This window comes from Algibacter sp. L1A34, from assembly GCF_009796805.1.
Taxonomy (GTDB): Bacteria; Bacteroidota; Bacteroidia; order Flavobacteriales; family Flavobacteriaceae; genus Algibacter.
This window is the reverse complement of record NZ_CP047029.1, coordinates 354,386-381,254: the sequence shown is the minus strand read 5'-3', so window position 1 is coordinate 381,254 and position 26,869 is coordinate 354,386. Positions and strand designations below refer to the sequence as shown.

Below are 26,869 nucleotides of genomic sequence, written 5' to 3'. Positions count from 1 at the left end.
TTTAAATGAATTTTGAAAGATGTATTTATCCGCGTTAAGAAGAAAAATTAAACTCGAATTATAAAATCTTCCCTAACTTGTTCTTTTCTGAAAAACACAAATCCCCAGAAAAAGGTATCTATAGTAACTGTAACTTTTGGATGTTTTTTAATAATCTCCCAAGCTTCGGTCATGCCTTTAGACCAATAAATATCATCAAATATAAAAACAGAATCGTTGTGAGCGGTTTCTAAAAGGGATTCAAAATAAAGTAAAGTCGCGTCCTTTTTATGATTGCCATCAAAGAAAACTAAATCGTAAGTGTTTGCTTTAAGCTTTTCTATTTCATTATTAAAATCACCAGTAATCATTTTTATGTTTTTAAAATCGAACTTTTCAAAATTCGATTTAGAAAAAGCAGCAATATTAGGGCAACCCTCAATAGTTGTTATATGTGCGTCTGGGTTCCCTAAATGTAACGCTGTGGTTGCAATGCCTAAAGAAGTTCCTAGTTCAAGGCTGTTTTCAGGTTTGAAATAAAGAGATAGTCTATATAAAAGTTTAGCACGTTTATTGGTGGATCCTGCGTTTTTAGCCATTTGAGAAATAACCCGCTCTTCCTGTTTCATAACTTGAGAGCCTGCACCTAAATCTGTTATTTTGATGCTATTGGTATTTTCTTTAAGTGTTTTCTTGTAGCCGATTATTTTTTTATAATCGGTATACTTCTTTTTATCGTAAAAACATTTAGTAATTAAATCATAAACAAAAGGGGAGTGGACGCCGTGCTGATTGCTTGATTTTAAAAGAAATTTAAAGTATTGGGTAATTTGATACACGTTTAAATTGACCGTTTTTAGTATTTTGGTTATTACTAGTTTTTATTATTTTTACTTCATTAAATACATTCCAAAAAACACAGCTAAAACGGCAACTATAAAACTAGCAATAGTATATATAGCAAAACTAGTAAAATCTCCCGATTTTAAAAACATATGGTTTTCGTAAGCAAAGGTAGAGAAAGTTGTAAACCCACCGCAGAAACCAGTAGCTAAAAGTAAGGTTTGGTTTTGAGACAAATTATCATTTTTGGCCGCTAAACCTAAAATAATACCAATAAGTAAACTACCTAAAATATTGGCGAGAAATGTGCCATATGGAATACCGTTTCCATAGTTATTTAAAAACTTGCCAATTAAATAACGTATTACACTACCTAAGCCACCACCAATAAAAACGAATAAAAGTTGTTTCATTTAAAAACTAATCATCAAATGGTTTTATAGCAATGTATATTTCGGTAATCCAATCTGCTGGATTCGGTGTTTTTGATGGGTCGGTTTCGTAAACTTCAAGCATTGGTCCTTGTTCTAAGTTTTCTAAACCATTTTCAGGAATATAAGCTGTTGCTTTAGCCCATGCTTTTTCTAAATATTTGTAATTCCCTTGTAATGTTGTTTTAACGGCATTAAAAGGAGGTAAATGTCCTGTTAGAATATCACTTTCGTTAGAAATTATTTTTTCTGTGGTTGGTATACAGCAAGAAAACATAACAGTGTTATTCTCTTCATCCCATTTATAGTAATTTATGAACGGTGTGCCAGCTATTTTAATTTTATTTTTATCGGCGTATGCTTTAATTCGAGGAAGCATTTCTTGCATTTTACTCGATAACTCATTTATTTTACATGAAGCTGCAATATATAAATAGTAACCACCGCCATGGGTTGTAATACCGTTTGTTTTTATGCTGTATTTTTGCATATTAGCATTAACAACACTATCGAGTTTAAATAAACCACGTTCAAAATCGGGGCCAACAGATTTTTCGAAAGGACCAGAAAAAGCGGTATACATTTTAGCCATAAAATCTTGTTTTCCGCTCATACTCCAAGTCACTTTAGTGCCTTTATTTTCAGGCTCAAAGTTCCATTCAATATTCGATTCACTTTCAAAAGGAGTAACGAAATTTAGTTTTTGCGAAATAGATTTGTTTTCAGCTACAGCTAAAGTCGTCATGTTTCCTTCACCTAAAATATCTCCATTCCATGCATAACCAGCATCAATACCAATTGTTTTTTCTAAATATGTAAGTGTTGCTTTTGGCTCTTGTTCTAGCCAAGGCGAAAAATCTATCCAGTTTTTATAATCGTTTACTTCATTAAAAACGACGGGAGTTGGAGCTGTAATTATCCGACTTCTAGAAAAGGTATATTCGTTGGGCTGTACCGCAATATATATAGATGTTCCAATAATCATTATAAGTAAAAGAAATAAAATATACTTAAAAGCTTTCATTGCATATTATTTAGAGAGAAAATATTTAACTCAAAGGTAATCATTTTTAAAATTCGATTAATAAATTATTACATTTGTTGAGTTAATAATAGCTTTTTAGTAGTGAAATGTTCTAATTTTGTACTAAATAAGAATGGTAGAATGTTGTAAAGAGCTGTTTTTGTAAGTTAAATAAAATAATAATTCAAATTATGAAACTAAAATCAATTGTAGGTATTGCAATTATTAACCTGATGCTGTTTTCGTGTGGTAATGAAAAGGCTGATAAGAAAGAGGTTGTAGATGCGAGTAAAGAGGCTGTTGCGTTTAATTACAATGTAGAGCAATTTGCCGATATTAAAATATTGAAATACCAAATTCCTGGGTGGGATAAATTAACTTTAAAAGAGCAAAAGTTAGTTTATTATTTAACGCAAGCAGGTTTATCTGGTCGCGATATTATGTGGGATCAAAATTATCGTTATAACTTAAGAATTAGAAAAGCGTTAGAGCATGTTTATACAAGTTACGCTGGTGATAAAACATCAACAGATTGGACAAGTTTTGAAACTTATTTAAAACGTGTTTGGTTTAGTAATGGTATTCATCATCATTATTCTACAGATAAATTAAAACCTGAATTTTCTTCGGAATATTTAAAGGGATTATTAACTGAAACAAGCACAGAATTAGATAGCGAAGCTTTTGATGCGATATTTAATGCTGAGGATTTTAAAAAAGTAAATCAAGCTAAGGGTGTTGATAATGTTGCGCTTTCGGCTGTTAACTTTTACGGACCAAATGTTACTAATGCAGATGTTGAAAGCTTTTATAACGAAAAAGTTTCTCCAAATGCAGATAAGCCTTTATCTTTTGGTTTAAACTCACAATTGGTAAAAGAAAATGGTGTTTTAAAAGAACGTGTTTATAAATCTGGAGGACTTTACGGTGCTGCTATAGATGAGGTTGTAAAATGGTTAGAATTAGCTAAAGGTGTTGCAGAAAATGAAGCTCAAGGAAATGCTTTAGGTCTTTTAATAGATTATTACAAAACAGGTGATTTACAAACTTGGGATGATTATAATGTGGCTTGGACAGGCGCTACAGCAGGAAATATTGATTATATAAACAGCTTTATTGAGGTGTATAACGATCCTTTAGGTTACCGTGGATCTTATGAGAGTATCATCCAGATTAACGATTTTGATATGTCTCAAAAAATGAAGGTTTTATCAGATCATGCACAGTGGTTTGAAGATAATTCTCCTTTAATGCCAGAGCACAAAAAAGAGAATGTTGTAGGTGTAACTTACAAGGTTGTAAATGTTGCTGGCGAAGCTGGAGATGCTTCTCCTAGTACGCCAATTGGTGTTAATTTACCAAATGCAAACTGGATTCGTACTGCTGTTGGTAGTAAATCTGTTTCGTTAGGTAATATTGTAAATGCATCTAATAATGCTGGAAGTACTGGTAGATTGGAAGAATTTGTTAATGATGAAGAGGAATTACTTTTAGACGAAGAATACGGGCAATTAGCGCATAAATTACATACTGCGTTACATGAAGTTATTGGTCATGCCTCTGGTAAATTAAATCCTGGTGTTGGTGAAACTAAAGAAACTTTAAAAAATTATGCATCTACTTTAGAAGAAGGTCGTGCAGATTTAGTTGGTTTATATTATTTATACAACCCAAAATTACAAGAATTAGGGTTAGTAACCGATTGGGAAAAGGTTGGTAAAACTGCTTATGATGGTTACATAAGAAATGGTTTAATGATGCAATTAATTCGTTTAAACTTAGGTGATGATGTAGAAGAAGCGCACATGAGAAATAGACAATGGGTTTCCGGTTGGGCTTTTGAAAAAGGAAAAGCCGATAATGTTATTGAAAAAGTAACTCGCGACGGGAAAACATATTTCAATATTAATGATTATGCAAAACTACACGATCTTTTTGGAGAATTACTAAAGGAAACGCAACGTATAAAATCTGAAGGTGATTACAAGGCTGTAGAGGCTTTAGTAGAAGGTTATGGTGTAAAAGTAGATCAAGCTATTCATGCTGAAGTTTTAGAGCGTAATAAGCAATTTGATTCTGCGCCTTATACAGGTTATGTTAATCCTATTTTGGTTCCGGAAACTAATGATGCCGGTGAAATAATTAAGGTAAACGTTGAGGAGCCTGAATCTTTTGTAGATCAGATGCTAACATATAGTAAAAGATATAGCTTTTTACCAGAGGTGAATTAAGCATTGAATTATTTGTAAATAAAAAAAACAGAACCTTTATTCAAGGTTCTGTTTTTTTGTTTACACTAAAAGTTAAAAGAATTAAATTTACTAGGATAAGTAAACCTATAATAATTAGTAATTTCATAATCGTATAATTTAACAACTATTTTATAGATGCGCATTTTTTAGAAAGGTTGCGTGAAATATTTGTAAAATTATTCTGAAGTTTAAAATCATTGATTCATCATTATCTGTTTTGTGATATAAATGAAAAATAATCAGTTTACTTCAAGAAAACCTTAATAGCAACAATAGAAAGAATAAAAGCTATAAAGCCGAATAAAACCCAAATACTTCCGCTGTAAAAGCGTTTGTGGACTTTTAAATCTTTTCGGTAGGTAAAACCAATAATTATGGCAAACACTATAAAGAATATTATCCCGAAAATCATTTGACCACTACTAAACATATCGTTATTTTTATGCAAATTTAATTAATAGTTACGAGATTTCTACCTTAGCGGAAATTAAAAACAATAGAATTTATGAAGAATAAAATAGAAGCAGTAAAAGCCTTTCATACAGCATATAAAATAGGACATAGAGAAACTCCAAAGGCAGATTTAGGCAATGCTAAAAATATGCTCCGTTTCAATTTAATGAAAGAAGAAAACGAAGAATACTTAGAAGCGGCAAATAACAATGATTTAGTAGAGGTAGCAGATGCTTTAGGCGATATGCTTTATATATTATGTGGTACTATTATAGAACACGGTATGCAACATAAAATTGAAGAAGTATTTGAAGAAATACAACGTAGTAATATGAGTAAACTAGGCGAAGACGGAGAGCCAATTTATCGTGAAGATGGAAAAGTACTTAAAGGGCCTAATTATTTTAAACCGAAAATTGCAGAAATTCTAGATAAATAATTTTAGTTATTTATTTTAAAAACTATTATTAAACCTTTTGTAAAGAGAAAAGTCTAATTAAAATAATTAGTGTTTGAAATTAATTTTCTAAATGAAAAATAAAAGTTTTTTAATCAATCTTATTGTTGTTTTTTGTTTTGTAATAAGTTGTAAAGACGATAAAAAAGAAATTACTGATACAAATAAAGTTGTAACAGAAATTAATGAAAACATTCCTGTTTACGATTTTAACACGTTAGAGCCTTTACTTTATACCGAAAGCGATAAAACGTACTTAATAAATTTTTGGGCTATGTGGTGTTTACCATGTGTTGAGGAATTACCATATATTCAAGAGTATGCCAGTAAAAATCCAGATGTAGAAGTTATTTTGGTTAGTATGGACTTTCCAAAAGATATAGAAACTAAATTGAAACCTTTTTTAAAGAAAAAAAATATAAGTTCTAAGGTCGTATTGCTAGACGATCCAGATGCAAACACATGGATTAATAAAATAAATCCTAATTGGTCTGGAGCAATTCCATATACTATAATATTTAATAAAGAAAAGCGTTTTTACTACGAGCGTTCTTTTGAGGATTTACGAGATATCGAAGATGAAGTAAATAAAAATTTTGATAAATAAATAGAATTAAAAATGAGAAAAATTAGTGTGTTAATAGCAACAATAACAATGTGTTTAGCGGTTTTGGTGTCGTGTAAAGATGGTGGAAAAAAGAATACTGAAGTATCGACTGAAAATCATCAAGGCGATTATAAAGACCACCCGCACGATGGTGATCGAAAAGGTCCTCCTCATGATGGAGACAGAAAAGGCCCGCCACATGGAGGTGATAGAAAAGGACCACCTAAAGGAGGTTCTCCGGAGCAAACTAAAACCTTAGAAGAAATTGGAGGTTATAAAATTGGAGAACAAGCAACCGATTTTAAGCTTAAAAATGTTGATGGTTCTATGGTATCATTGGCGAGTTACGATAATGTAAAAGGTTATATTGTAACATTTACTTGTAATGAATGTCCGTTTGCAAAAATGTATGAAGATCGTTTAATAGCATTACATAATGAGTATGCTCCTAAAGGATATCCTGTAATTGCAATTAACCCAAATAGTCCGGAGAATGAAAAAGAAGGTTATGCAGCTATGCAAACTCGTGCAAAGGAAAAAGGTTTCCCTTTTGCATATCTTGTAGATGAAGGGCAAAAAATATATCCGCAATATGGAGCGGTAAGAACACCTCACGTGTTTTTATTAGATGCAGATCGCAAAGTACAATATATTGGTACTATTGATGATAATGCAAAATCTGCCGAAGATGTAAAAGTTAAGTTTCTTGAAAATGCTATAGCAGCTTTAGAAAACGGAACTAAACCAAGTCCAGAGATTACAAAAGCTATTGGCTGTCCAATAAAAGCAAATAGAAGCTAAAGGAATAAATTTGTTTCAAAAAAAAAGAGAGAAATCTAAAATAGATTTCTCTCTTTTTTTTTATTCAAAAATTCACATCTAACCAAAAGGTTTTACGTAAAATTTATTTTACAGCGTAACGCCATCCAAAAGGATCTTCTGTTTTATTCGTTTGAATATCAGTAATACGCTTTTTTAAATGGCTAGCGTAAGTGTCTTCTAATTCTGGTAAATCAAAATCTTCATCTTTATACCCAAAACCAGAAATTGGTGAGATTACCGCAGCAGTTCCTGCTCCAAACATTTCTTTTAACGATCCGTCCTTGGCAGCTTCAACAACTTCTTTTACTGTAATTTTTCTAACTTCAACCGGTATGTTTTCAGCTTCAGCTATTTGAATAATACTTCTACGCGTAATACCATCCAAAATTCTATCACTCGTTGGGCCTGTAATTAATGTATCGTTTATGCGTACAAAAATATTCATTGCACCAGCTTCTTCAATATATTCGTGTGTATTATCGTCGGTCCAAATTACTTGTTGGTAACCTTTTTCTATAGCTAATTGTGTTGGGTAAAATTGCCCAGCATAATTACCTCCAGCTTTTGCGAAACCTACACCGCCGTTTGCAGAACGTGAGTATTTTTCTTCAATTAAAACCTTTACTTTTCCTGAAAAATAAGCTCCCGATGGTGCTGTACAAATTATAAACTTATAAGCATCGGCAGGTGAGGCATGAAAACCGTTTCCTGAAGCAAAAATAAACGGACGAATATATAATGAACTTCCTTCATTTTTAGGAATCCAATCGCTATCAACTTCTAATAACGTTTTTAACCCATCCATAAAATAGTTCTCAGGTAATTCAGGAATTGCTAATCGTTTAGCAGAAATGTTTAAACGTTTAAAGTTTTCTAACGGACGAAATAACCAGACTTTCTCATCGGCATCTTTATATGCTTTCATACCCTCGAAAATCGATTGACCGTAATGGAAAATCTTTGACGCAGGGTCTAAAGTAATCGGCTCGTAAGGCGTAACCTTTGGGGTTTGCCACTTACCGTTTTCATAGTTGCACACTAACATGTGGTCTGAAAAAACACTTCCAAACTTTAAATTGTCAAAATCTACATCATTAATTTTTGTAGATTTTGCTTTTATAATCTCGATGTTGTTGATTATAGCACTCATATTGTTCATATTTAGATTGTAAATTTAAGTAAATTCGTTTTTAAAATTTGGGTATATTTACAGAAATTGTATAAAATCTAAACATTCATCAAATGAAATCACTTTTTCTCACTTTTATTTGCGTTTTTTTTATGATATCATGTAAAAAGAAAGCAGATGTGCAACAAGCCAAACCTACTAAAACAGAAACGGTTAGTTATGCTTCCTTCGGAAATAAAATTATAGCCGACGATGCTATTCCTGCAACTTCCATGGCTTCACATTATAAATCTATGAATGTTGGAGATAGTATTCCTTCAAAAATAAAAGCTAAAGTAAATAGTGTTTGTCAAGCAAAAGGTTGTTGGATGCGTTTAGATTTGGAAGATGGTAACGAAGTAATGGTTAAATTTAAGGATTACGGTTTTTTTATGCCGAAGGATATAACCGGCAAAGAAGTTATTATTAATGGAAATGCATTTGTTACCGAAGTTTCAGTCGATGAGCAACGCCATTATGCAGAGGATGCAGGAAAAACCGAAGAAGAAATAGCACAAATTATCGAACCTAAAAAGACGTTTTCTTTTGAAGCCGATGGTGTACTTTTAAAACAATAAATTTGAAACGAGAAGTTGTAATAACAGCCGATGGTTCGTCAACCATCCATTTACCAGATTGGGACGAGCAATATCATTCTAAGCATGGCGCCATTCAAGAAGCTTATCATGTGTTTATAAAACATGGTTTGCAATATTTTTATACAGAAAATATAAAGAAGGAATTAGAGAGCATTTCTATTTTAGAAATCGGTTTCGGGACGGGTTTGAATGCCTTTATTACTTTTTTAGAAGCAGAAAAATTAAACATCAAAACAAATTATGTTGGAGTAGAGGCGTATCCTGTTTCTTCGGAAGAAATAACTTTGTTAAACTACGCTAAGCAGTTAAAAGCAGAAGAAAACGAGACTGTTTTTAAGGCACTTCACGATGTTACTTGGAATGAAAAACATGATATAACTCCTCATTTTTCAATTGAGAAACAGAAGAAATTTTTTGCAGAAATAAAAGATGAAGACGTTTTCAATATCATTTATTTTGATGCTTTTGGAGCTCGTGTTCAACCAGAGTTATGGACAGAGCCTATTTTTGAAAGTATGTATAAAGCGCTAAAGAAAAACGGTGTTTTAGTAACTTATGCAGCAAAAGGAAGTGTGCGTCGTGCTATGCAAGCTGTTGGCTTTACAGTACAGCGTTTAGAAGGTCCTCCAGGAAAACGAGAAATGTTACGTGGGATTAAATAGGTTATAGTTTCGTACCTGTTTAGGATGTTCGTAGATTGGCATTCTGGATATCTATTTGTTTTAATTTAACGCTTGTTTTGTTTGAAAAAATTCTAAGAAAATTTCATCGGAAAAATTCTGTTAAACCTTCCATAAAATAGTAGCAAACAAACCTTTCATTTTGTAAATTTAAAAAAAAAGACATGCGGGTTTTAATTACAGGAGCTACGGGATTAATTGGACAAGAAATTGTTAGTCTTTGCCATGCGGAAAATATTAAGGTTAATTTCTTAACCACAAGTAAATCTAAACTTGTAAAAAATGAAAACTATCAAGGCTTTCTTTGGAATCCTGATGCTAAGGAAATTGATTTAGATTGTTTTAAAAATGTAGATGCTATTATAAATTTGGCAGGAGCTACGATTTCAAAACGATGGACCGATTCATATAAAAAAATAATTTTATCAAGCCGAAAAGATAGTGCCGAATTACTTTTTGAAAGCCTTAAAAACACACCTCATAACGTGCAGCAAATTGTTTCGGCAAGTGCCATTGGTTTGTATCCCGATTCGTTAACAAATTACTATACTGAAGATTTTAAAATTACGAGTGCTAATTCATTTTTAAGTGAAGTAGTGAATGTCTGGGAAACAGCGGTCGATAGGTTCTCAGAACTAAATATAAAAGTTACTAAAATTAGAATAGGTTTGGTTTTAGCCGAAAATGGAGGTGCATTAGCTGAAATGATAAAACCTATAAAGTTAGGTTTAGGATCTGCCTTTGGTAGCGGAAAACAATGGCAATCGTGGATTCATATAGAAGATTTGTCAGAAATTTTTCTGTTTACACTTTTAGAAAAGCTAGAAGGCGTTTTTAATGCTGTTGCACCCAACCCGACAACTAATTACGAGTTGACTAAAAGCATAGCAACAACTTTAGAGCGTCCATTTTTTTTACCTAAAATACCAAAGTTTGCAATGAAATTGGTTTTAGGTGAAATGCATCTATTGCTTTTTGAAAGCCAACGAGTAAGTTCTAAAAAAATAGAAGATGTAGGTTTCGATTTTAAATTCCACCACTTACAACCGGCTTTAGATAACTTGCTTAATTAAGTAGAGTTCTGCTAAAAAAAATGCAGTTCTTAAATTAAGAACTGCATTTGGAATACATTATTTTGTGAAATCGGCTTTAGTTAAACCGTTATTGAATTTTATATCTGTCCAGTTTACAAGTATCCAAGGTTCTTTGGTTACTTCTGCATCCCAATTAGATTTTTTGTATTTGCGTTTTGTAGGTATTAGTAAATCTTCAACTTGCTCATATTCCATAACCATTAGCATAGGTTCCGTTCTACCAAAATCCATAACCGTAAACAAAAACTGATCGGCCAATTTCGTTTCTTTATTAATATACAATTGGTAAGTATCGGATGGTTTATCATTTTTAGGATCAAAAGAAACTTTAACAACATCGTATGTATTATTGTTAATAGTTTGTTCGCTAATGTATTCGTATTGTAAACCTGGATCTAGCAATTTTTGCATCATGGCAAACCAATAAAAATTTGTGGGTCTATTAAAAGCTGCTTTTTTTAAAGCTGCAGGGTCATTTAATGGAGCTCCGTTATGTTTTATCCAAAATCCGTTACCATCATACCCTTGTTCAATTAAACCGTGAAGGTCGGCAAGTGTACGTTCGTGTTTTTGATACGCACCGTATGATAGTTCACCATTAAAAATATATTTTTCTATTATAACATCGGTTTTACCATCTGGTGTTTGGTAAGTATAAGTGTAAACAACATCTTTTTTGCTAGCAAGTTTACTGTAATCTCCAACTTTTTGTACCATTTGGTAAACTAGCTCATGAGCCTGGTTTTGAAATTCTTGTTTTTGTTCTACAACCGAATTAATTGGTGTTTCTTTTTTGTTTTGTTTCGCATCATTTTTGCAAGATGTTAAAGCAAAAACGGTAACGATGCTAAGTAGGAAATTAATTTTCATTTTCATGTTTTTTTTACAAAGTTAAGGTTTACAATAGAGAAAGTTCAGTGTTTTGGTAGCTCGTATTCTATTAATAATTCGGCCAATGCATTTACGTTATGTCTTTTTTAAAATAAGTTTAATGCTTTGAGGTTTTCGCTAAATTCTTTTTAATGAAAAAAGATATTACGTTCTTTTATAAAATAAAAAACCACCCCGTTTTCAGAAGGTGGCTTTCAATAAAAAATTATGTTGTAATTAAGACTTTGCAGCTTTAACTGTAATTTTTAATTCAATATCATCATTGATGAATTTATCACCTAAATTATCAAAAATTGATTTAGAACCATACTGCACGTTCCATTTCGTTCTATCAATAGAAAAAGCTTCACTAGTAATAGTAACAGCACCACCTTCGCTGCTAATAGCTACAGGGAAAGTTACGTTGTTTTTTACTTCTTTAAGCGTTAAGTTTCCAGAAAGCATTGTTTTACCTTCTACTTCCTTAACCTCAGTAATTGTAAAAATAGCACTTGGGTATTTTTCAACATCAAAAAAGTCAGCATTTGTTAAATGGCCATGTAATTTAGCATTGCCTTCATCATCAGCAGGAATATCTAAAACCGTAATCGATTTCATATCAATAATAAAAGATCCGCCAACAACTTTTCCATTAGCAACATTAAGCACACCACTTTCTAAACCAATAGTTCCATTGTGCGATCCTGTAGGTTTAAAACCTGTCCATGCTATGGCAGAAGCAGCTTTATCTACAGCGTAAACTTTAGCATCTGCAGCTTCGGTTACAACAGGAGTTTCGGCTTCTGTAGTTTTAGCTTCTTTAGCCTTGTCTTTGCAGCTAAATAGAGAAATACTTAAAGCGGTAATGAATAAAATATTTACAAATTTCTTTTTCATAGTTAAATTGTTTTAGTGTTTATTCTGTAAAATTACACAAAAGAGAATTCAATATGAAGGAAATTAGAACAAAATAAATTAGTGACATTATGGCATTTTAACAATATTGGCAGTACTTTTGCCAACTAATTTTAGGAATTGCAAAATTGAAATTACGATGAGTGATAAAGATAATAATGATATAGAAAACGAACAAGTTGAAGCTAATGAAGCTGAAAACGTTGTTGTTGAAGAGCAAGAGACTGTAGAACTGACTGTTGAAGAAAAACTACAGGCTGAAGTTAAACAGGAAAAAGATAAATTTTTAAGACTTTTTGCAGAGTTTGAAAACTATAAAAAACGTACTTCTAGAGAGCGTATTGAGTTGTTTTCTACAGCAAGCGAGGATGTTATGAAAACGTTACTCCCAATACTTGACGATTTTGAGCGTGCTTTAAGTCATATCGAAGACGATAAAGAAGCTGAGGTATTACGTAAAGGTGTTCTTTTAATTTATCAGAAACTAGTAAATACACTAGATCAAAAAGGATTAAAAACTATTGTAGTAGAAAAAGGCGAAGTTTTTAATGCTGATAATCACGAAGCTATAACTCAAATCCCTGCACCAACAGAGGATATGAAAGGAAAAATTATTGATGTAGTTGAAAAAGGCTATAAGCTTGGTGAAAAAGTAATTCGTTTTCCGAAAGTGGTTATCGGACAATAGAAAGTATTATTAATTAAAACAAATACTTCCTTTTTGGAAGAGTTTACATAGCAATGGCAAAAAGAGATTATTACGAAATATTAGGCATTAGCAAAGGAGCAACGGCAGCTGAAATAAAAAAAGCTTACCGAAAAAAGGCAATTGAATTTCATCCAGATAAAAATCCAGATGATAAAAGTGCTGAAGGTAAATTTAAAGAAGCAGCCGAAGCATATGAAGTTTTAAGCGACGATAATAAAAAAGCACGTTACGATCAATATGGTCATCAAGCCTTCGAGAATGGTGGCGGTGGCGGCGGCTTTGGCGGCGGTGGCATGAATATGGATGACATATTCAGTCAGTTTGGTGATATCTTCGGTGGCGGCGGTGGCGGCTTCGGAGGCGGTGGGTTTTCTGGCTTTGGTGGTGGCGGAGGCCAACGCCGTGTTAAAGGCAGTAACCTACGTATTCGCGTAAAATTAACCTTAGAAGAAATTGCTAACGGTGTAGAAAAGAAAATAAAAGTAAAACGTAAAGTACAAGCCAAGGGGACTACTTATAAAACTTGCTCTACTTGTAATGGTAGCGGACAAGTAACACGTATTGCAAATACTATTTTAGGACGTATGCAAACCTCTGCACCATGTAATGTTTGTGGTGGAGCAGGACAAACCATTGATAAAAAACCAGCCGATGCCGATGCACAAGGTTTAAAAGTATCCGAAGAAACGGTTACAATTAAAATCCCTGCAGGTGTTGTAGATGGTATGCAACTTAAGGTTTCTGGAAAAGGTAACGAAGCACCAGGTAATGGAGTTTCTGGAGATTTATTAGTAGCTATAGAAGAAGCCGATCACGATACATTGCAACGTGAAGGTGATAATTTACATTACGATTTATACATTAGTTTGCCAGACGCTGTATTAGGAACATCTAAAGAAATAGATACGGTAACAGGAAAAGTACGTATTAAGGTGGAAGCAGGAGTACAATCTGGTAAAATTTTACGCTTACGCGGAAAAGGAATCCCGAGTATCAATGGGTACGGAACAGGAGATTTATTGGTACACGTTAATGTTTGGACACCAAAAACATTAAACAAAGAACAAAAAGAATTTTTTGAAAGTATGAGAGATGATGATCATTTCTCACCAAAACCAGAAAAGTCTGATAAATCCTTTTTCGAAAAAGTAAAGGATATGTTTTCTTAATAAAATCTTTTTTTCGAAGCTTTCACAGTTTACAAAAAAGATAATTCAAAATTTAAAAAATCCGCTATTTTAGCGGATTTTTTGTTTATAAAGGAATAAACTTAACTGTTTTGTTAAAAATTGTTAAAAAAAAACTATATTTGAGGTATCACTAATTAATTTTAGTGGTAATTTTTCTTTTTCATAGCAATTTTTTTTCCCATCCTTAATTTTTTAAGGGTGGGTTTTGTTTTTAATGAAATTTGGGCTCTTTTAAAAGATATAAAATTTCACCTAAATATTAGATTTAAACTAATTTTGTTTAAGCATTTTGTAATGCTTAAAGATCTATCATATAGCTTATATCACTAAAAACTTATTTTTGAATAAAGCACACGTCCAATTTAAACTAACAACTAAACATTTAATATCTTTACGGCAAACAAGTCAACTATAAAATTAATGAGTAATTTATTAGAAGTTAATGAAGTTTCTAAAAACTTCGGCAGCTTTACCGCACTAAATAAAGTATCCCTTTCTGTTCCTAAAGGTAGTATTTTTGGGCTTTTAGGCCCAAATGGAGCAGGGAAAACAACCTTAATCCGCGTTATTAATCAAATAACTATGCCCGATTCCGGAGCGGTTATTTTGGACGGAGAGGCTTTAAGAGAAAATCATATTAAGGATATTGGTTACTTGCCAGAAGAGCGTGGTTTGTATAAAACCATGAAAGTAGGAGAACAAGCACTGTATTTAGCACAACTTAAAGGTTTAAGTAAAACAGAAGCAAAAGCACGTTTAAAATATTGGTTCGACCGTTTGGATATAGGCGATTGGTGGAATAAAAAGATCCAGGAACTTTCAAAAGGAATGGCACAAAAAATTCAATTTGTGGTTACTGTTCTACATGAACCTAAATTATTAATTTTCGATGAGCCTTTTTCTGGTTTCGATCCTATAAATGCCGATATCATTAAGGATGAAATTTTGAATTTAAGAGATCAAGGAGCGACTATTATTTTTTCAACCCATAGAATGGAATCTGTAGAAGAATTATGTGATGATATTGCGTTAATTCATAAATCCAATAAAATATTAGAAGGTAAGTTAGTTGATGTAAAACGAAGGTTTAAATCGAATACTTATGAAGTTGGAATTCGATCGAATAATCAATCTGAATTAAGACAAGAATTATCTCAGAAATTTAATGTTTCCGATGCTAATTTTAAAACTTTAGAAAACGAGTTAAAACTTAATATTAAGCTTAAGGATCTCGAAAAATCAAACGATTTACTTGGCTTTTTAGCTAGTAAAGGCGAGGTGTCTCACTTTGTAGAGTTAATACCGAGCGTTAACGATATTTTTATTCAAACTGTAAAGAATAATTAATTTTTATGAATCATTTACCACTTATTATAAAACGAGAATACCTTAATAAAGTTAGGAATAAATCGTTTATAATCATGACCTTTTTAAGTCCTATTATTTTTGTAGCGCTTATAGGTGTTGTTGCCTATTTAGCACAATTAAATAACGATAAAATTCGTGTTATTTCCGTTTTAGACGAATCGGGATTAGTTAAAGATATTTTTAAAAATTCTGAGTTTACAACGTATCATGTTTTAGAAAACATGTCTTTGGATGATGCCAAGGATCTAGCAAAAGAAACACAAGCTTACGGTTTGTTGCATGTTGATAAAATGGAGGATTTAAAGACACTTTCAAAGCATATCACATTTTATTCTGAAGAATCACCGTCTATAAATACCATTTCAGATTTAGAAAATCAAATAGAGGCTAAATTAACCAATATTAAACTTCTGGAAAATGGTGTAGATGTAGATATGATTAATGCTTCCAAAATTGGAGTAGAAATAGCACAAGAAAGTTTTGATGGTGAAAAAACATCAAAAATTGATAGCATTGTTAAAATTGCTTTTGGAGGAGCTTTGGGTTATTTGCTTTTTATGTTCATTATCATTTACGGGAACATGATTATGCGAAGTGTTATTGAAGAAAAAACAAGCCGAATTATAGAGGTTATTATTTCTTCCGTAAAGCCTGTACAACTTATGTTGGGTAAAATTTTCGGAACGTCTTTAGCTGGAATTACACAGTTTGTAATTTGGACTATTTTGGGTTTTGTATTAATGTTAATAGTATCTGCCGTATTTGGAATCGATTTAGCACAAGTACAAACACCGCAACAACAAATGATGCAGCAAGCTATGGAGAATCCAGATTTAAATATGAAAGTTCAAGATGTGCTAACTGCATTTTACAATCTTCCATTATTTAATTTAGTATTAGCTTTTATTTTGTTTTTTATTGGCGGATATTTACTCTACAGTTCCTTTTATGCCGCGATTGGTGCAGCCGTAGATAATGAAACTGATACACAACAATTTATGATGCCTATAATAATGCCTTTAGTTTTAGCCGTTTATATTGGTATCTTTACAGTTGTGGAAGATCCGCATGGAACTGTATCGACGGTTTTTTCGTTTATACCGTTAACATCGCCTGTGGTTATGCTTATGCGTATCCCGTTTGGTGTACCAATTTGGCAGCAAGTGTTGTCGTTTTTAATTTTAGTAGGCACATTTATGCTTACCGTTTGGTTTGCTGCAAAAATTTACCGAGTTGGTATTTTAATGTACGGCAAAAAACCAACCTACAAAGAGTTAATTAAATGGATGAAATATTAAAATGCAAGATCAGGTTATAGATAAAATAGAGGACACAATAGGGAATAGTTCTATTTGGGAGCAGTTTATGTCGTTTCTTAATTATAACATTTATACCTACACAATTACCGATGGAAGTGGGATAGAAACGGGCGTGTTAAAAGTTAAATCTGTTTTACTTGTAATTATCATTCTAATAGCGACTACTTATTTTTTGCGTTTTGCAAGAAATTTATTGACTCGTAAGTTGCCTGATGAAGATAAAGCTAAGTTTATTACGGTCTTTTCCTTTGCTCGGTGGTTAATCTATTTGATAGTTTTACTTGTAGCCATGGATTCCATAGGTATTAATGTTACTGCTGTATTTGCGGCTTCAGCTGCTTTATTAATTGGTGTGGGTTTGGCGTTGCAAACATTGTTTCAGGATATTATTTCTGGAATATTTATATTAATAGATCAGTCGGTACATGTTGGTGACATTATCGAAATTGAAGGTAAGGTTGGTCGAGTGGAAGAAATTAAATTACGTACCACAAGAGCAGTAACCATTGATAATCGGGTATTAATAATACCAAACCATTTGTATTTGGCAAATAGTTTGTATAATTGGACACAAAACGGTTCGTCCACACGAGAAGCTGTTGAAATTGGTGTGGCTTACGGTAGTGATGTGCAGTTGGTTAAAAAGTTACTTTTAAAAGCAGCTAAAAATCATAAGTTAGTTATGAAGTATCCTGAACCTTATGTGTTTTTTACCAATTTTGGTGATAGTGCTTTAGAATTTAAATTGGTTTTCACCTTAAATGATAGTTTTCAAGGTGCTATACCTAAAAGTGATATTCGATTTGAAATAGATAGACTATTTAGAGAGAATAATGTTTCAATCCCTTTCCCTCAAAGAGATATTCATATTATTAAACAATAGATATTTTGTAAATTGTGATGAGGAATCTGGAATTTAAAACGGTATTATTTTTAGTGTTTATTATAGGGTTTCAGTTTGCAAATGCACAATTAACCGATTTGGCACGCTTGGAATATTCGTTTATTCCAAAAAGTAAATCCGAAGACCAGTACACTCGATTAAAAGCGCTTATAAATTACCCTATTGAACTTAAAAAAGATTCCTATTTTATTATAGGTGGTGAATATAATCGGGTTTTATTAAACTTAGAAGATGATTATAGTTTTGAAACTTCTAGTATAGATAAAATTCACATTATCGATTTAAATCTTGCTTATACCTTTAAATGGAATCAAAAATGGCGTTTTGGAATTAAATTTAATCCTAGAATAGCATCTACGTTAACACATAAGCTAAGTTCTCAAGATTATTTTATGAATGGCGGTGTGTTTTTTATAAATAAAAGAACAAAGGATGAGACTATAAAGCGCAATAGTCGATTAATTTTAGGGTTAACCTATAATGCAACCACGGGGCTTCCTTTTCCGTTGCCGTTTATAAGTTATTTTAGACAAATTGATGAAAATTGGACTTATACGGCTGGAATACCGAAATCTAATGTTAAGTATATTTTCAATGAAAAAAATAATGTTCAAATATTTACTGGACTCGATGGCTATTTGGCGCATCTTCAAAAACCGTTGGTTATTAATGGTAAAGAAGCGGAACATATATCATTATCATTAGCCGTTAGTGGATTAGGGTACGAATATTGTTTTACTAAACATTTGGCAGCATATTTGTACACTGGCTATACGCTAAGATTAAATAATGTAATTAGAAGTAAAAATAGAGATGAAATTTTTAAATTAGACGATATTAATGCGTTCTATTTAAGAAGCGGACTAAAATTTAAAATATAAAGATGCCAAAAATACTAGTAATAGAAGATGAAGCAGCGATTAGACGTGTGCTGATAAAAATTCTTTCGGAAGAAAATGATACCTATCAAGTTGAAGAAGCAGAAGATGGCTTAGTCGGCATCGAAAAGATAAAAAATGAAGATTACGATTTAATTCTTTGTGATATAAAAATGCCAAAAATGGATGGTGTTGAAGTTTTGGAAGCTACTAAGAAAATTAAACCGGAAATACCGATGGTGATGATTTCTGGGCATGGTGATCTTGATACAGCGGTAAATACTATGCGTTTGGGGGCTTTCGATTATATCTCGAAACCGCCAGATTTAAATCGTTTATTAAACACCGTACGTAATGCTTTAGATCGAAAAGAATTGTTTGTAGAAAATAAAATTCTGAAGAAAAAGGTAAGTAAGAAATACGAAATGATTGGTGAAAGTGACGAGATTTCGCAAATCAAAGATATTATAGATAAAGTTGCACCAACCGATGCTCGTGTATTAATTACAGGACCAAACGGGACAGGAAAAGAGCTTGTTGCGCACTGGTTACATGAAAAAAGCGATCGTGCAAAAGGAAACTTAATTGAGGTTAATTGTGCTGCAATACCAAGTGAATTAATTGAGAGTGAATTATTTGGTCACGTAAAAGGAGCTTTTACAAGTGCGAATAAAGATCGTGCTGGTAAATTTGAAGCAGCTAATGGTGGTACCATTTTTTTAGATGAAATTGGAGACATGAGTCTTTCGGCGCAAGCCAAAGTATTGCGTGCTTTGCAAGAAAGTCGTATTCAACGTGTAGGAAGTGATAAGGATATTAAAGTTAATGTTCGCGTTGTTGCTGCAACTAATAAAAACCTTAAAAAAGAGATTGAAGAAGGTAATTTTAGAGAAGATTTATATCATCGATTGGCAGTAATTTTAATAAAAGTACCAGCTTTAAACGATAGGCGTAATGATATTCCATTACTTATTAAACATTTTTCAGCTAAAATATCAGGTGAACAAGGTACTAATGAAAAGAAGTTTACTGAAAAAGCAGTAAAATTATTGCAAGAATACGATTGGACAGGTAATATTCGTGAACTGCGGAATGTAGTAGAACGTTTAATTATACTTGGTGGTGCTGAGGTTAGCGAGAAAGACGTTAAATTATTTGCTAGTAAGTAGTTTTATAAAATAAGTTAGAATAAAAAAAAGAACCTTGTAAGGTTCTTTTTTTTGCTTTATTTTGAAATATTAATATTCGTAAAAATTATTAATACCAACGTTTTTTCTTCTTCTTTGAAGCTTCACTTTTACGACCTTTTTTATGCTTACTTCCCGTTTTTTGCGATTTATGCACAATAGGTTTTGCTTTTGGATCTAAAGGATAAGGGTGCTCATCTATAACATCGAGCTGTATTTGGATAAGTTGTTGTATAGCCAGTAGATAATTTTTTTCGTCTGCAGAACATAATGAATATGCCATTCCTGTTTTTCCAGCTCTAGCCGTTCTACCAATACGGTGTACGTATGTTTCTGGTATATTTGGTAAATCGAAATTTACTACAGCATCTAGATCACTAATATCAATACCTCGCGCAGCAACATCGGTAGCAATTAAAATATTTACTTCGCCTTTTTTAAAGCGAAGTAGAGCATCTTGACGAGCTGTTTGGCTTTTGTCTCCATGAATACTATCTACTTTATAGCCGTTTTTCACTAAGGTTTTTTCGAGTTTATCAACACCGAATTTAGTACGTCTAAAAATGATAATATTACCCTTAATCGTATTCCGAAGTAAATGCAAGCCTAGTTCTATTTTATCCTGTTTTGGTACAAAATATAATAACTGATTTACATTTTTTGAAGTTGAAGAGTTTTGAGCGACTTCAACACGTTCGGGCTCGTTTAATAGAGTATTGGCTAATTGCTCAACCTTATATGGAATAGTTGCCGAAAATAATAAAATTTGTTTTTCGTTTGTGCAAAGGCGTTCCACTTTTTTAACATCATCAATAAAACCCATATCGAGCATTAAATCGGCTTCATCTAGCACAAGTGTTTCTACATAATCTAAATTTACAGCATCTTGTTTGTGTAAATCGAGTAAACGTCCAGGTGTAGCAATTAAAATATCTATACCTTTTTTTAATACTTCTTTTTGAGGCTCGATGGGAGCACCTCCAAAAATGACAGTAGTTGTTAAACTCGTGTATGTACTGTAAGTTTTAAAATTATTTTCGATTTGAATCGCCAATTCTCTTGTTGGACTAATAATTAAAGCCTTAATTTTTTTACCCTTTTTTGGTGCTTCTTGATTATTAAATAAGCGCTGTAATATAGGAAGAGCGAAAGCTGCTGTTTTTCCAGTTCCGGTTTGTGCAGAAACAATAACATCTTTTCCTTCTAAAACTAAAGGAATGGTTTTTTCTTGAACCAAAGTAGGGTTATCGTAACCAGCTTCGGCAACGGCTCTTAAAATTGGGCGATTTAATTGTAAGTCTTTAAACGACATATAAAAATAATTTATGGCAAAGATACTATAAACCCTTTCACCTTATTTTAAATAAGCAGCTAATTTGTCTCTTTTTTTCTGCGGAAGTGCATCATTTTTAATAACTAACTTAAGTAAATTCTGGTCTTTTTCTTTGGCATAAAGTAAATTGTACATTTCAGAAATCGTTAAAGAGTTTGTTGCTTCTTCCTCTAAAACCATATAATCTCCAGTTTTTACAAAGCCTTCTTTTAAAATTCGAATATAAGTACCCGGAAATCCATGATCTATAAAAGCCTTCAATATATTCTGGTTGCCAAATTTTACACCCAACTTAAAACAAGGTTCTCGCGGTTGTGTTATTTGCACTAAAGCCTCTCCAATTTTGTAAATACTACCCACAAAAACTTCCGATTCATCGAAATTAGAAATAGTTAAATTTTCTCCGAACATGCCCCAATTCCAATCTAAGTTTGGATAAAGGTTTTTCCAATAATCATAATGTTTTTCCGAGAAAATATAACATGCTTTAAATTCACCTCCGTGGTATTTACGGTCGGTTACTTCATCTTTATCAACATCCGTTTTACCTAGAAAAATAGGTGAGTTAGTTGGTGTTTTATAAATACCAGTAACAACATCTTTGTTATTCCACTTAATGGTGGTGGGTTTGGCAAGGTTAGTGGCTATAATTTTCATAAAAAATATAATTTAAATTTTGTTAGAAGAAGCTTAACGAAGTTACTCTAATTTTAATAAGCTAACAAATTCAATGCGATATCTGTAATTTTAGCAAAAAAAATAAGGTTTACTGAGTAATACCAAAATCAAATGTTAAATTTGTTCGAATAATTTCACAAATATATTTATGAGTCAAATAATCACCTTTGGAGAAGTATTAATGCGCATTTCACCTCGTGGACACAAAAAATTTATGCAATCTAATATGGTTGAGTTTTATTTTGGAGGTACCGAATTAAATGTTGGGATTTCTATTGCCAATTTTGGTGGTAATGTTAGGCATATTAGTGCTGTTTCTGATGATTTTATTGGAGAAACAGCGTTATCATATATACGTAAATTTGGAGTTGACACCTCGGCGATTAGTTATTCTAAACGTCCACTCGGTGTTTATTTCTTTGAAGTTGGAGCAGTAATGAGACCTAGTAATATTTCTTATAACCGCTCGCATTCCTCTTTTTCAGAGATTGTACCATCTAAAGTAGATTGGGATAAGGCTTTGGATGATGGGAAATGGTTTCATTGGACGGGTATTACGCCAGCGCTTACACAAGGTAGTTTTGATACTTTAAGAGAAGGGTTGATTTTGGCAAAAGAAAGAGGGTTTCATATTTCGGCAGATCCTACTTACCGAAATGGATTGTGGAAATATGGTAAAAATCCAAAAGAGGCTTTAACGGAATTACTTAATTATTCAACCATCTTTATAGGAGGGGTTAATGAAATGAATGAAGTTTTAGGAACAAACTTCAGTTATTCAAATGAAGATTTTATTACAGCCAGTAAACAATTAATAGAGGAATTTCCTTCCATAGAAAAAGTTTTTGATAAAATTAGAACATCAGTTAACGCATCTTGGCATAAAATACGTGCTAGAATGTGGAATGGTATAGAATTTAGAGAAACGGAAGATTTAGATATTACTCACGTAATAGATAGAATTGGAACGGGAGATGCATTTGCTGCAGGACTTATTTATGGGTTGCAAGAATTGCATGACGATTATAAAGCTATTGAGTTTGCAAGTGCTGCTTGTGCTTTAAAACACACTTACGAGGGTGATGTTAATTTGGCTACCGTTAATGAAGTGATGGGGATTTTAGGCGGAAACAAATCTGGACGATTAACGAGGTAGTAATATTTTTCATCCTTTCAAATTAAATATTATAAGAGGTATTTAATTTGAAATAAATAGAAACAAAAGTAATTGGCTGTCCTTCAGGACGGTCTTTTTTGGTTTTAATGGTTATTTTTTTATGAATTCGTAATTTTTTGACTAGTATTTGAGGAATATGATAATTGTCATAGTTGCTTTTTGCTAATTATAATAATTTTACAGTATTAAAATAAGTAGTCATGGAAGTTAAAAAGAACCCACAATTAGAAATTGGCCGTAACAGCAGTTTGTATTTTGCTATAGGTCTTAATTTGATGTTATTTTTGTCTTGGCAAGCCTTGGAATTCAAGACTTACGAACCACAAGAATCTATTGCAATGGATACCCTAGATATGGAAGTTATCTATGAGGACGATATTCCTATTGTAAAGGTAAATACACCGCCCCCCCCTGCAGCTCCTCCTGTTGTTGTTACGCAAACGATTGAAATTGTTGAAGATGTTGCGGAAATAGAAGAAACTGTTTTTGAAAGTACAGAAACAGGACAAGACGACGCGATCTCAGAGCATATTGTAGCGGTAGGTGATGTTATAGTTGAAAAGTATGAAGAAGAAGCTGAAGTTGCTTTCGCTGTTATTGAAGATGTTCCTGTTTTTCCAGGATGCGAAGGTTTGAGCAAGAAACAAACAAAAGATTGTTTTCAGAAAAAAATGCAAGAGCATGTGGTTAAAAACTTTACTTACCCACAGACAGCATTAGATATGGGGATTCAAGGTCGTGTTTCTGTAGTATTTATAATTGATACAGATGGTAATACAACAAACATTCGTTCTCGTGGTCCAGATAAAGTTTTAGAGAAAGAAGCAGAACGTATCATTGGTAAGTTGCCAAAAATGAAACCAGGCAAACAACGTGGAAAACCAGTAAAAGTAGCATATGCTGTTCCTATCTTTTTTAAATACGAGGGATAACAGTAAAGTCTAAAAGTTAATTTGTAAGCAGTCTAAAATATTTTTTAGGCTGCTTTTTTTTGTAAATTACAATTCATCATAAAATAATTACAGTTCGGTAATTCAATTTTAATAAAACAATAGTTCTGTTCGATATTTGTACTATCATTAATCATAAAACAAATAATCATGGAACAAACTATTATTAAAATTAGAGGAAGCGACACAGTCAAAGTAATTCAGAATGAAAAAAGTAAAAACAAAACCTATTAAAATTAAAGCATGACAAAATCAGTAAAATATATCATCGTTACCTTTATATTGGGATGTTTGGTGTTTTTAGTTGGGAGTTTTTTACAAAATGGATTTCAGTTTGGAAGCTTTAATGAATCAGTTATAAGTTTTGTTTTTTATCAGTTGTACGCTTTTGTTTTGGGGTATTCAAATATGTTTTTCTTCGATTATATGGAGCGAAAAAACTGGAAACAAGCCGATTATATTAAACGCATCCTTTTAGGTATTGCAGGATCGACAGTTATAACACTTATCGGACTCTTTTTTCTACTAGCTGTAACCAATGTTTTTTATTTTGGAAACTCATTCAGCACCTTTCTAGCTAATCAAAAATGGCAAAACTATCAATTTGGTTTATGGGTTACTTTAACTATCGTAATTGGGTTTCATGTAGTGTTTTTTTACAACCGTTATCAACAAAATAGAGTAAAAGAACAGAAAGTAATAGCAGGAACAGCAAGTGCAAAATTCGATGCTTTAAAAAACCAGTTAGATCCACATTTTTTATTCAATAGTTTAAATGTATTAAGCAGTTTAATTGAAGAAAACCCGGTAAACGCGCAAAAGTTTACAACGTCGTTATCCAAAGTATATCGCTACGTTTTAGAGCAAAAAAGCAAAGAATTAGTAACGGTTAACGAGGAGCTCAAGTTTGCAAAAACCTACATGTCGCTACTAAAAATGCGGTTTGAAGATAGTATTGTTTTTACAATGCCCGAAACGTCTCAAGATCCCGAAAGCAAAGTAGTGCCATTATCTTTGCAATTACTGCTAGAAAATGCTGTAAAACACAACATGGTAACATCAAGCAAACCATTAAGTATTAAAATTTACGAAAGTAACGGCAACTTGGTAGTCGAAAATAATTTACAACCCAAGCAAATAGTTAAAAAAAGTAGTGGAGTAGGCTTAAACAACATCAAGCAGCGCTATCAACTTTTAACCAATAAAAAAATAAACATCAATCAACAAGCGAGCACCTTTGCGGTAAGTATCCCGATGCTCACAAAAAAAATAACAATCATGAACACACATAAAACAGAAGTAAACGATCAATATTTAAGAGCCCGCAATCACGTAGACGAGTTAAAAAGTTTTTATTATAGCCTTTTATCATACTGCCTAGTTATTCCTTTTTTAGTATTTGTAAATTACAAAACGTTCTGGAATGTACAATGGTTCTGGTTTCCAATGTTTGGTTGGGGTATAGGTTTATGCATTCATGCTTACCGTGTATTTGTAAGAAATGGCCTTTTTGGTAGAAACTGGGAAAAGCGAAAAATGGACGAGTTTATGCGTAACGAACAGAATAAATGGAATTAGAATCGAGTTTTTGCAAACCCTTAAAACAAAACATCATGGAAAGGATCTACAATAATAACAATAATGATTTTGAAAAAGAAGACGCTTATTTACGTGCCGAAAAACGTCTAAAAGCACTCAAAGGTTTTTATTCACATGCCTTTTTCTACGTGATAATTAACTTATTTTTAATAGGCATGATAGCCTTTAATTCCGGCGCAGATTTCTGGCATTTTGGAACCTTTAGCACCGCTTTTTTCTGGGGTATTGGCTTGGCTTTTCACGCTATGGGTGTATTCGGTAAAAATGCTATGTTTAGTAAAAGTTGGGAAGAACGTAAAATTCAAGAATATATGAAGAACGATCAAACCAAGTGGGAATAAAAAAATGGCTATGAATATTTGGGCGTTACCCTATCGGGTCAGGCTTTCACTACTCAATCTTTTTGTTTTTCACAAAACAAAAAGGATTTCAAACAAACCGTTCAATCCTTAACGCGGGGCAAGTTTGCTAAAAGTCGTTTTTTACAGTGATTTTTTGGAACGTTTTAAAATGCGTATCAAAGAGTAATTATATTCCCATTGAACATGACATCGTTAAAAGAAAAACTGTAGTTTTAAACAGAAACAAAATACATGAAAGTAATTATTATAGAAGATGAGAAACCATCGGCACGCCGACTTCAACGTCAATTAAAAGTTTTAAATGTCGAAGCTGAAACTATGCTTCATTCTGTAGAAGAATCTGTAGAGTGGTTTCAAAACAATCCGCATCCCGATTTAATATTTTTAGATATTCAATTAAGCGACGGACTTTCATTCGAAATCTTTGAAACTATCGATATAAAAAGCGCAGTTATTTTTACTACAGCCTACGATGAATACGCACTACAGGCTTTCAAACTTAATAGTATTGATTATTTATTAAAACCCATTGACGACGAGGATTTAGAAATTGCTGTAAATAAATATCAAGAACGTGCACCTCAAAAACAAGGCGTGACCTTAGATTTTGATGATATTAAAAAACTACTTGTAAACCCGTTAGATCGTGTTTATAAAAAACGTTTTTCAGTTAAAGTTGGGCAGCACTTAAAACTTATTAATATAGACGATATAGAATGTTTTTACAGCGAAAATAAAGGAACGTATGCATTTACATCCGAAGGTAGAAATTATCTATTAGATACTACCCTAGACCAGTTAGAAAATGAATTGGAACCACAAACCTTCTTCCGAATAAATCGTAAATTCTTCGTAAATATAAATGCGATAAAAGATATGATAAGTTACACCAACTCGCGCTTGCAAATAAAATTACAGTCGTATAGCGAGCAAGATGTTATTGTTGCCCGCGAACGGGTTAAAGATTTTAAGAATTGGTTGGAGTAGTGAGTGGGAGACGATGAAAATCAATCGCTTGGGT

At 32.5% G+C, this 26,869-nt stretch carries 27 protein-coding genes; 19 read left to right on the top strand and 8 right to left on the bottom strand.

The genetic code is table 11. From position 1 onward, the window contains the following. Nucleotides 1–47 precede the first annotated feature (47 nt). Genes GQR97_RS01610 through GQR97_RS01600 form a run of 3 tightly spaced genes read right to left on the bottom strand, consistent with a single transcriptional unit; the run spans nt 48 to nt 2,277 of the window. Complete coding sequence (locus tag GQR97_RS01610) at nt 48–818, bottom strand: O-methyltransferase (RefSeq protein ID WP_158844416.1); 771 nt, start codon at nt 816–818, stop codon at nt 48–50. Nucleotides 819–869: 51 nt separating this feature from the next. Continuing rightward, entirely contained in the window at nt 870–1,235 is a 366-nt protein-coding gene (gene crcB / locus GQR97_RS01605) for a fluoride efflux transporter CrcB (RefSeq protein ID WP_158844414.1), read from the bottom strand. A 7-nt stretch (nt 1,236–1,242) separates the two neighbouring features. Further along, on the bottom strand, nt 1,243–2,277 hold the full coding sequence (locus tag GQR97_RS01600; RefSeq protein WP_158844412.1) for an SRPBCC family protein: 1,035 nt from the start codon (nt 2,275–2,277) through the stop codon (nt 1,243–1,245). Nucleotides 2,278–2,468: 191 nt separating this feature from the next. Here GQR97_RS01600 and GQR97_RS01595 point away from each other — a divergent pair, with 191 nt between their 5' ends. The 4 genes from GQR97_RS01595 to GQR97_RS01580 all read left to right on the top strand — a co-directional run bounded on the left by GQR97_RS01595 (nt 2,469) and on the right by GQR97_RS01580 (nt 6,847). Further along, nucleotides 2,469–4,508: a dipeptidyl-peptidase 3 family protein gene (locus GQR97_RS01595; protein WP_158844410.1), complete on the top strand. Its 2,040-nt coding sequence runs from the start codon at nt 2,469–2,471 to the stop codon at nt 4,506–4,508. 526 nt (nt 4,509–5,034) lie between these two features. Continuing rightward, the gene (locus tag GQR97_RS01590) at nt 5,035–5,421 is read left to right on the top strand and encodes a nucleoside triphosphate pyrophosphohydrolase family protein (protein WP_158844408.1); all 387 of its coding nucleotides are present in this window, start codon (nt 5,035–5,037) and stop codon (nt 5,419–5,421) included. Between the two features lie 91 nt (nt 5,422–5,512). Next, complete coding sequence (locus tag GQR97_RS01585; RefSeq protein WP_158844406.1) at nt 5,513–6,046, top strand: TlpA family protein disulfide reductase; 534 nt, start codon at nt 5,513–5,515, stop codon at nt 6,044–6,046. Between the two features lie 12 nt (nt 6,047–6,058). Then, nucleotides 6,059–6,847, top strand: coding sequence for a thioredoxin family protein (locus GQR97_RS01580; RefSeq protein ID WP_233267587.1), 789 nt, complete (start codon nt 6,059–6,061; stop codon nt 6,845–6,847). Nucleotides 6,848–6,950: 103 nt separating this feature from the next. Here GQR97_RS01580 and GQR97_RS01575 read toward each other — a convergent pair whose 3' ends face one another. Beyond that, nucleotides 6,951–8,018 carry a branched-chain amino acid aminotransferase gene (locus GQR97_RS01575; protein ID WP_158844404.1) on the bottom strand — a complete coding sequence of 356 codons (1,068 nt, stop codon included), beginning with the start codon at nt 8,016–8,018 and terminating at the stop codon, nt 6,951–6,953. Between the two features lie 92 nt (nt 8,019–8,110). Between GQR97_RS01575 and GQR97_RS01570 the strand changes: the two genes are divergently transcribed. The 3 genes from GQR97_RS01570 (at nt 8,111) to GQR97_RS01560 (ending at nt 10,388) form a co-directional block, all read left to right on the top strand. Then, nucleotides 8,111–8,614 carry a DUF4920 domain-containing protein gene (locus tag GQR97_RS01570; protein WP_158844402.1) on the top strand — a complete coding sequence of 168 codons (504 nt, stop codon included), beginning with the start codon at nt 8,111–8,113 and terminating at the stop codon, nt 8,612–8,614. A gap of 2 nt (nt 8,615–8,616) precedes the next feature. Continuing rightward, on the top strand, nt 8,617–9,297 hold the full coding sequence (gene mnmD, locus GQR97_RS01565) for a tRNA (5-methylaminomethyl-2-thiouridine)(34)-methyltransferase MnmD (protein WP_158844400.1): 681 nt from the start codon (nt 8,617–8,619) through the stop codon (nt 9,295–9,297). 182 nt (nt 9,298–9,479) lie between these two features. Next, nucleotides 9,480–10,388 (top strand): TIGR01777 family oxidoreductase, encoded by a 909-nt coding sequence (locus tag GQR97_RS01560; RefSeq protein WP_158844398.1) that lies wholly within the window; start codon nt 9,480–9,482, stop codon nt 10,386–10,388. Nucleotides 10,389–10,445: 57 nt separating this feature from the next. Here the strand turns inward: GQR97_RS01560 and GQR97_RS01555 are convergent, their stop codons facing one another. Next, entirely contained in the window at nt 10,446–11,279 is an 834-nt protein-coding gene (locus GQR97_RS01555) for a DUF6503 family protein (RefSeq protein WP_233267586.1), read from the bottom strand. A gap of 237 nt (nt 11,280–11,516) precedes the next feature. Beyond that, complete coding sequence (locus GQR97_RS01550; RefSeq protein WP_158844394.1) at nt 11,517–12,176, bottom strand: YceI family protein; 660 nt, start codon at nt 12,174–12,176, stop codon at nt 11,517–11,519. Between the two features lie 157 nt (nt 12,177–12,333). Here GQR97_RS01550 and GQR97_RS01545 point away from each other — a divergent pair, with 157 nt between their 5' ends. The 7 genes from GQR97_RS01545 to GQR97_RS01515 all read left to right on the top strand — a co-directional run bounded on the left by GQR97_RS01545 (nt 12,334) and on the right by GQR97_RS01515 (nt 19,731). Further along, a complete protein-coding gene (locus GQR97_RS01545) occupies nt 12,334–12,882 on the top strand; it encodes a nucleotide exchange factor GrpE (RefSeq protein ID WP_158844392.1) in 549 nt (182 codons plus the stop codon). Between the two features lie 53 nt (nt 12,883–12,935). After that, nucleotides 12,936–14,072, top strand: coding sequence for a molecular chaperone DnaJ (dnaJ, locus tag GQR97_RS01540; RefSeq protein ID WP_158844390.1), 1,137 nt, complete (start codon nt 12,936–12,938; stop codon nt 14,070–14,072). Between the two features lie 441 nt (nt 14,073–14,513). After that, nucleotides 14,514–15,440, top strand: coding sequence for an ABC transporter ATP-binding protein (locus GQR97_RS01535; RefSeq protein WP_158844388.1), 927 nt, complete (start codon nt 14,514–14,516; stop codon nt 15,438–15,440). 5 nt (nt 15,441–15,445) lie between these two features. Then, nucleotides 15,446–16,759, top strand: coding sequence for an ABC transporter permease (locus GQR97_RS01530; protein WP_158844386.1), 1,314 nt, complete (start codon nt 15,446–15,448; stop codon nt 16,757–16,759). Between the two features lies 1 nt (nt 16,760). Continuing rightward, nucleotides 16,761–17,663 (top strand): mechanosensitive ion channel family protein, encoded by a 903-nt coding sequence (locus GQR97_RS01525; protein ID WP_158844384.1) that lies wholly within the window; start codon nt 16,761–16,763, stop codon nt 17,661–17,663. Between the two features lie 17 nt (nt 17,664–17,680). Beyond that, nucleotides 17,681–18,565 (top strand): DUF6268 family outer membrane beta-barrel protein, encoded by an 885-nt coding sequence (locus GQR97_RS01520; protein WP_233267640.1) that lies wholly within the window; start codon nt 17,681–17,683, stop codon nt 18,563–18,565. A 2-nt stretch (nt 18,566–18,567) separates the two neighbouring features. Then, nucleotides 18,568–19,731 (top strand): sigma-54-dependent transcriptional regulator, encoded by a 1,164-nt coding sequence (locus GQR97_RS01515; RefSeq protein ID WP_158844382.1) that lies wholly within the window; start codon nt 18,568–18,570, stop codon nt 19,729–19,731. Nucleotides 19,732–19,819: 88 nt separating this feature from the next. Here GQR97_RS01515 and GQR97_RS01510 read toward each other — a convergent pair whose 3' ends face one another. Then, on the bottom strand, nt 19,820–21,061 hold the full coding sequence (locus tag GQR97_RS01510) for a DEAD/DEAH box helicase (protein ID WP_158844380.1): 1,242 nt from the start codon (nt 21,059–21,061) through the stop codon (nt 19,820–19,822). Between the two features lie 42 nt (nt 21,062–21,103). Further along, nucleotides 21,104–21,739 carry an MOSC domain-containing protein gene (locus tag GQR97_RS01505; protein ID WP_158844378.1) on the bottom strand — a complete coding sequence of 212 codons (636 nt, stop codon included), beginning with the start codon at nt 21,737–21,739 and terminating at the stop codon, nt 21,104–21,106. Nucleotides 21,740–21,908: 169 nt separating this feature from the next. On the opposite strand from GQR97_RS01505, the gene GQR97_RS01500 reads away from it, so the two are divergent. From GQR97_RS01500 to GQR97_RS01480, 5 genes are all read left to right on the top strand, one after another. Beyond that, nucleotides 21,909–22,916 (top strand): sugar kinase, encoded by a 1,008-nt coding sequence (locus GQR97_RS01500; protein WP_158844376.1) that lies wholly within the window; start codon nt 21,909–21,911, stop codon nt 22,914–22,916. 221 nt (nt 22,917–23,137) lie between these two features. After that, nucleotides 23,138–23,869: an energy transducer TonB gene (locus tag GQR97_RS01495; RefSeq protein ID WP_158844374.1), complete on the top strand. Its 732-nt coding sequence runs from the start codon at nt 23,138–23,140 to the stop codon at nt 23,867–23,869. A gap of 261 nt (nt 23,870–24,130) precedes the next feature. Beyond that, nucleotides 24,131–25,465: a histidine kinase gene (locus GQR97_RS01490; protein ID WP_158844372.1), complete on the top strand. Its 1,335-nt coding sequence runs from the start codon at nt 24,131–24,133 to the stop codon at nt 25,463–25,465. A 35-nt stretch (nt 25,466–25,500) separates the two neighbouring features. After that, nucleotides 25,501–25,827, top strand: coding sequence for a 2TM domain-containing protein (locus GQR97_RS01485; RefSeq protein ID WP_158844370.1), 327 nt, complete (start codon nt 25,501–25,503; stop codon nt 25,825–25,827). Between the two features lie 252 nt (nt 25,828–26,079). Then, complete coding sequence (locus GQR97_RS01480; RefSeq protein ID WP_158844368.1) at nt 26,080–26,835, top strand: LytR/AlgR family response regulator transcription factor; 756 nt, start codon at nt 26,080–26,082, stop codon at nt 26,833–26,835. The last annotated feature ends 34 nt before the right edge of the window (nt 26,836–26,869 follow it).

Coding starts and splice junctions, on each gene's coding strand:
- crcB (WP_158844414.1), bottom strand. CDS start 1,235: ATGAAACAACTTTTATTCGTTTTTATTGGTGGTGGCTTAGGTAGTGTA.
- GQR97_RS01600 (WP_158844412.1), bottom strand. CDS start 2,277: ATGAAAGCTTTTAAGTATATTTTATTTCTTTTACTTATAATGATTATT.
- GQR97_RS01595 (WP_158844410.1), top strand. CDS start 2,469: ATGAAACTAAAATCAATTGTAGGTATTGCAATTATTAACCTGATGCTG.
- GQR97_RS01590 (WP_158844408.1), top strand. CDS start 5,035: ATGAAGAATAAAATAGAAGCAGTAAAAGCCTTTCATACAGCATATAAA.
- GQR97_RS01585 (WP_158844406.1), top strand. CDS start 5,513: ATGAAAAATAAAAGTTTTTTAATCAATCTTATTGTTGTTTTTTGTTTT.
- GQR97_RS01580 (WP_233267587.1), top strand. CDS start 6,059: ATGAGAAAAATTAGTGTGTTAATAGCAACAATAACAATGTGTTTAGCG.
- GQR97_RS01575 (WP_158844404.1), bottom strand. CDS start 8,018: ATGAGTGCTATAATCAACAACATCGAGATTATAAAAGCAAAATCTACA.
- GQR97_RS01570 (WP_158844402.1), top strand. CDS start 8,111: ATGAAATCACTTTTTCTCACTTTTATTTGCGTTTTTTTTATGATATCA.
- GQR97_RS01560 (WP_158844398.1), top strand. CDS start 9,480: ATGCGGGTTTTAATTACAGGAGCTACGGGATTAATTGGACAAGAAATT.
- GQR97_RS01555 (WP_233267586.1), bottom strand. CDS start 11,279: ATGAAAATTAATTTCCTACTTAGCATCGTTACCGTTTTTGCTTTAACA.
- GQR97_RS01550 (WP_158844394.1), bottom strand. CDS start 12,176: ATGAAAAAGAAATTTGTAAATATTTTATTCATTACCGCTTTAAGTATT.
- GQR97_RS01545 (WP_158844392.1), top strand. CDS start 12,334: ATGAGTGATAAAGATAATAATGATATAGAAAACGAACAAGTTGAAGCT.
- dnaJ (WP_158844390.1), top strand. CDS start 12,936: ATGGCAAAAAGAGATTATTACGAAATATTAGGCATTAGCAAAGGAGCA.
- GQR97_RS01535 (WP_158844388.1), top strand. CDS start 14,514: ATGAGTAATTTATTAGAAGTTAATGAAGTTTCTAAAAACTTCGGCAGC.
- GQR97_RS01530 (WP_158844386.1), top strand. CDS start 15,446: ATGAATCATTTACCACTTATTATAAAACGAGAATACCTTAATAAAGTT.
- GQR97_RS01525 (WP_158844384.1), top strand. CDS start 16,761: ATGCAAGATCAGGTTATAGATAAAATAGAGGACACAATAGGGAATAGT.
- GQR97_RS01520 (WP_233267640.1), top strand. CDS start 17,681: ATGAGGAATCTGGAATTTAAAACGGTATTATTTTTAGTGTTTATTATA.
- GQR97_RS01515 (WP_158844382.1), top strand. CDS start 18,568: ATGCCAAAAATACTAGTAATAGAAGATGAAGCAGCGATTAGACGTGTG.
- GQR97_RS01510 (WP_158844380.1), bottom strand. CDS start 21,061: ATGTCGTTTAAAGACTTACAATTAAATCGCCCAATTTTAAGAGCCGTT.
- GQR97_RS01505 (WP_158844378.1), bottom strand. CDS start 21,739: ATGAAAATTATAGCCACTAACCTTGCCAAACCCACCACCATTAAGTGG.
- GQR97_RS01500 (WP_158844376.1), top strand. CDS start 21,909: ATGAGTCAAATAATCACCTTTGGAGAAGTATTAATGCGCATTTCACCT.
- GQR97_RS01495 (WP_158844374.1), top strand. CDS start 23,138: ATGGAAGTTAAAAAGAACCCACAATTAGAAATTGGCCGTAACAGCAGT.
- GQR97_RS01490 (WP_158844372.1), top strand. CDS start 24,131: ATGACAAAATCAGTAAAATATATCATCGTTACCTTTATATTGGGATGT.
- GQR97_RS01485 (WP_158844370.1), top strand. CDS start 25,501: ATGGAAAGGATCTACAATAATAACAATAATGATTTTGAAAAAGAAGAC.
- GQR97_RS01480 (WP_158844368.1), top strand. CDS start 26,080: ATGAAAGTAATTATTATAGAAGATGAGAAACCATCGGCACGCCGACTT.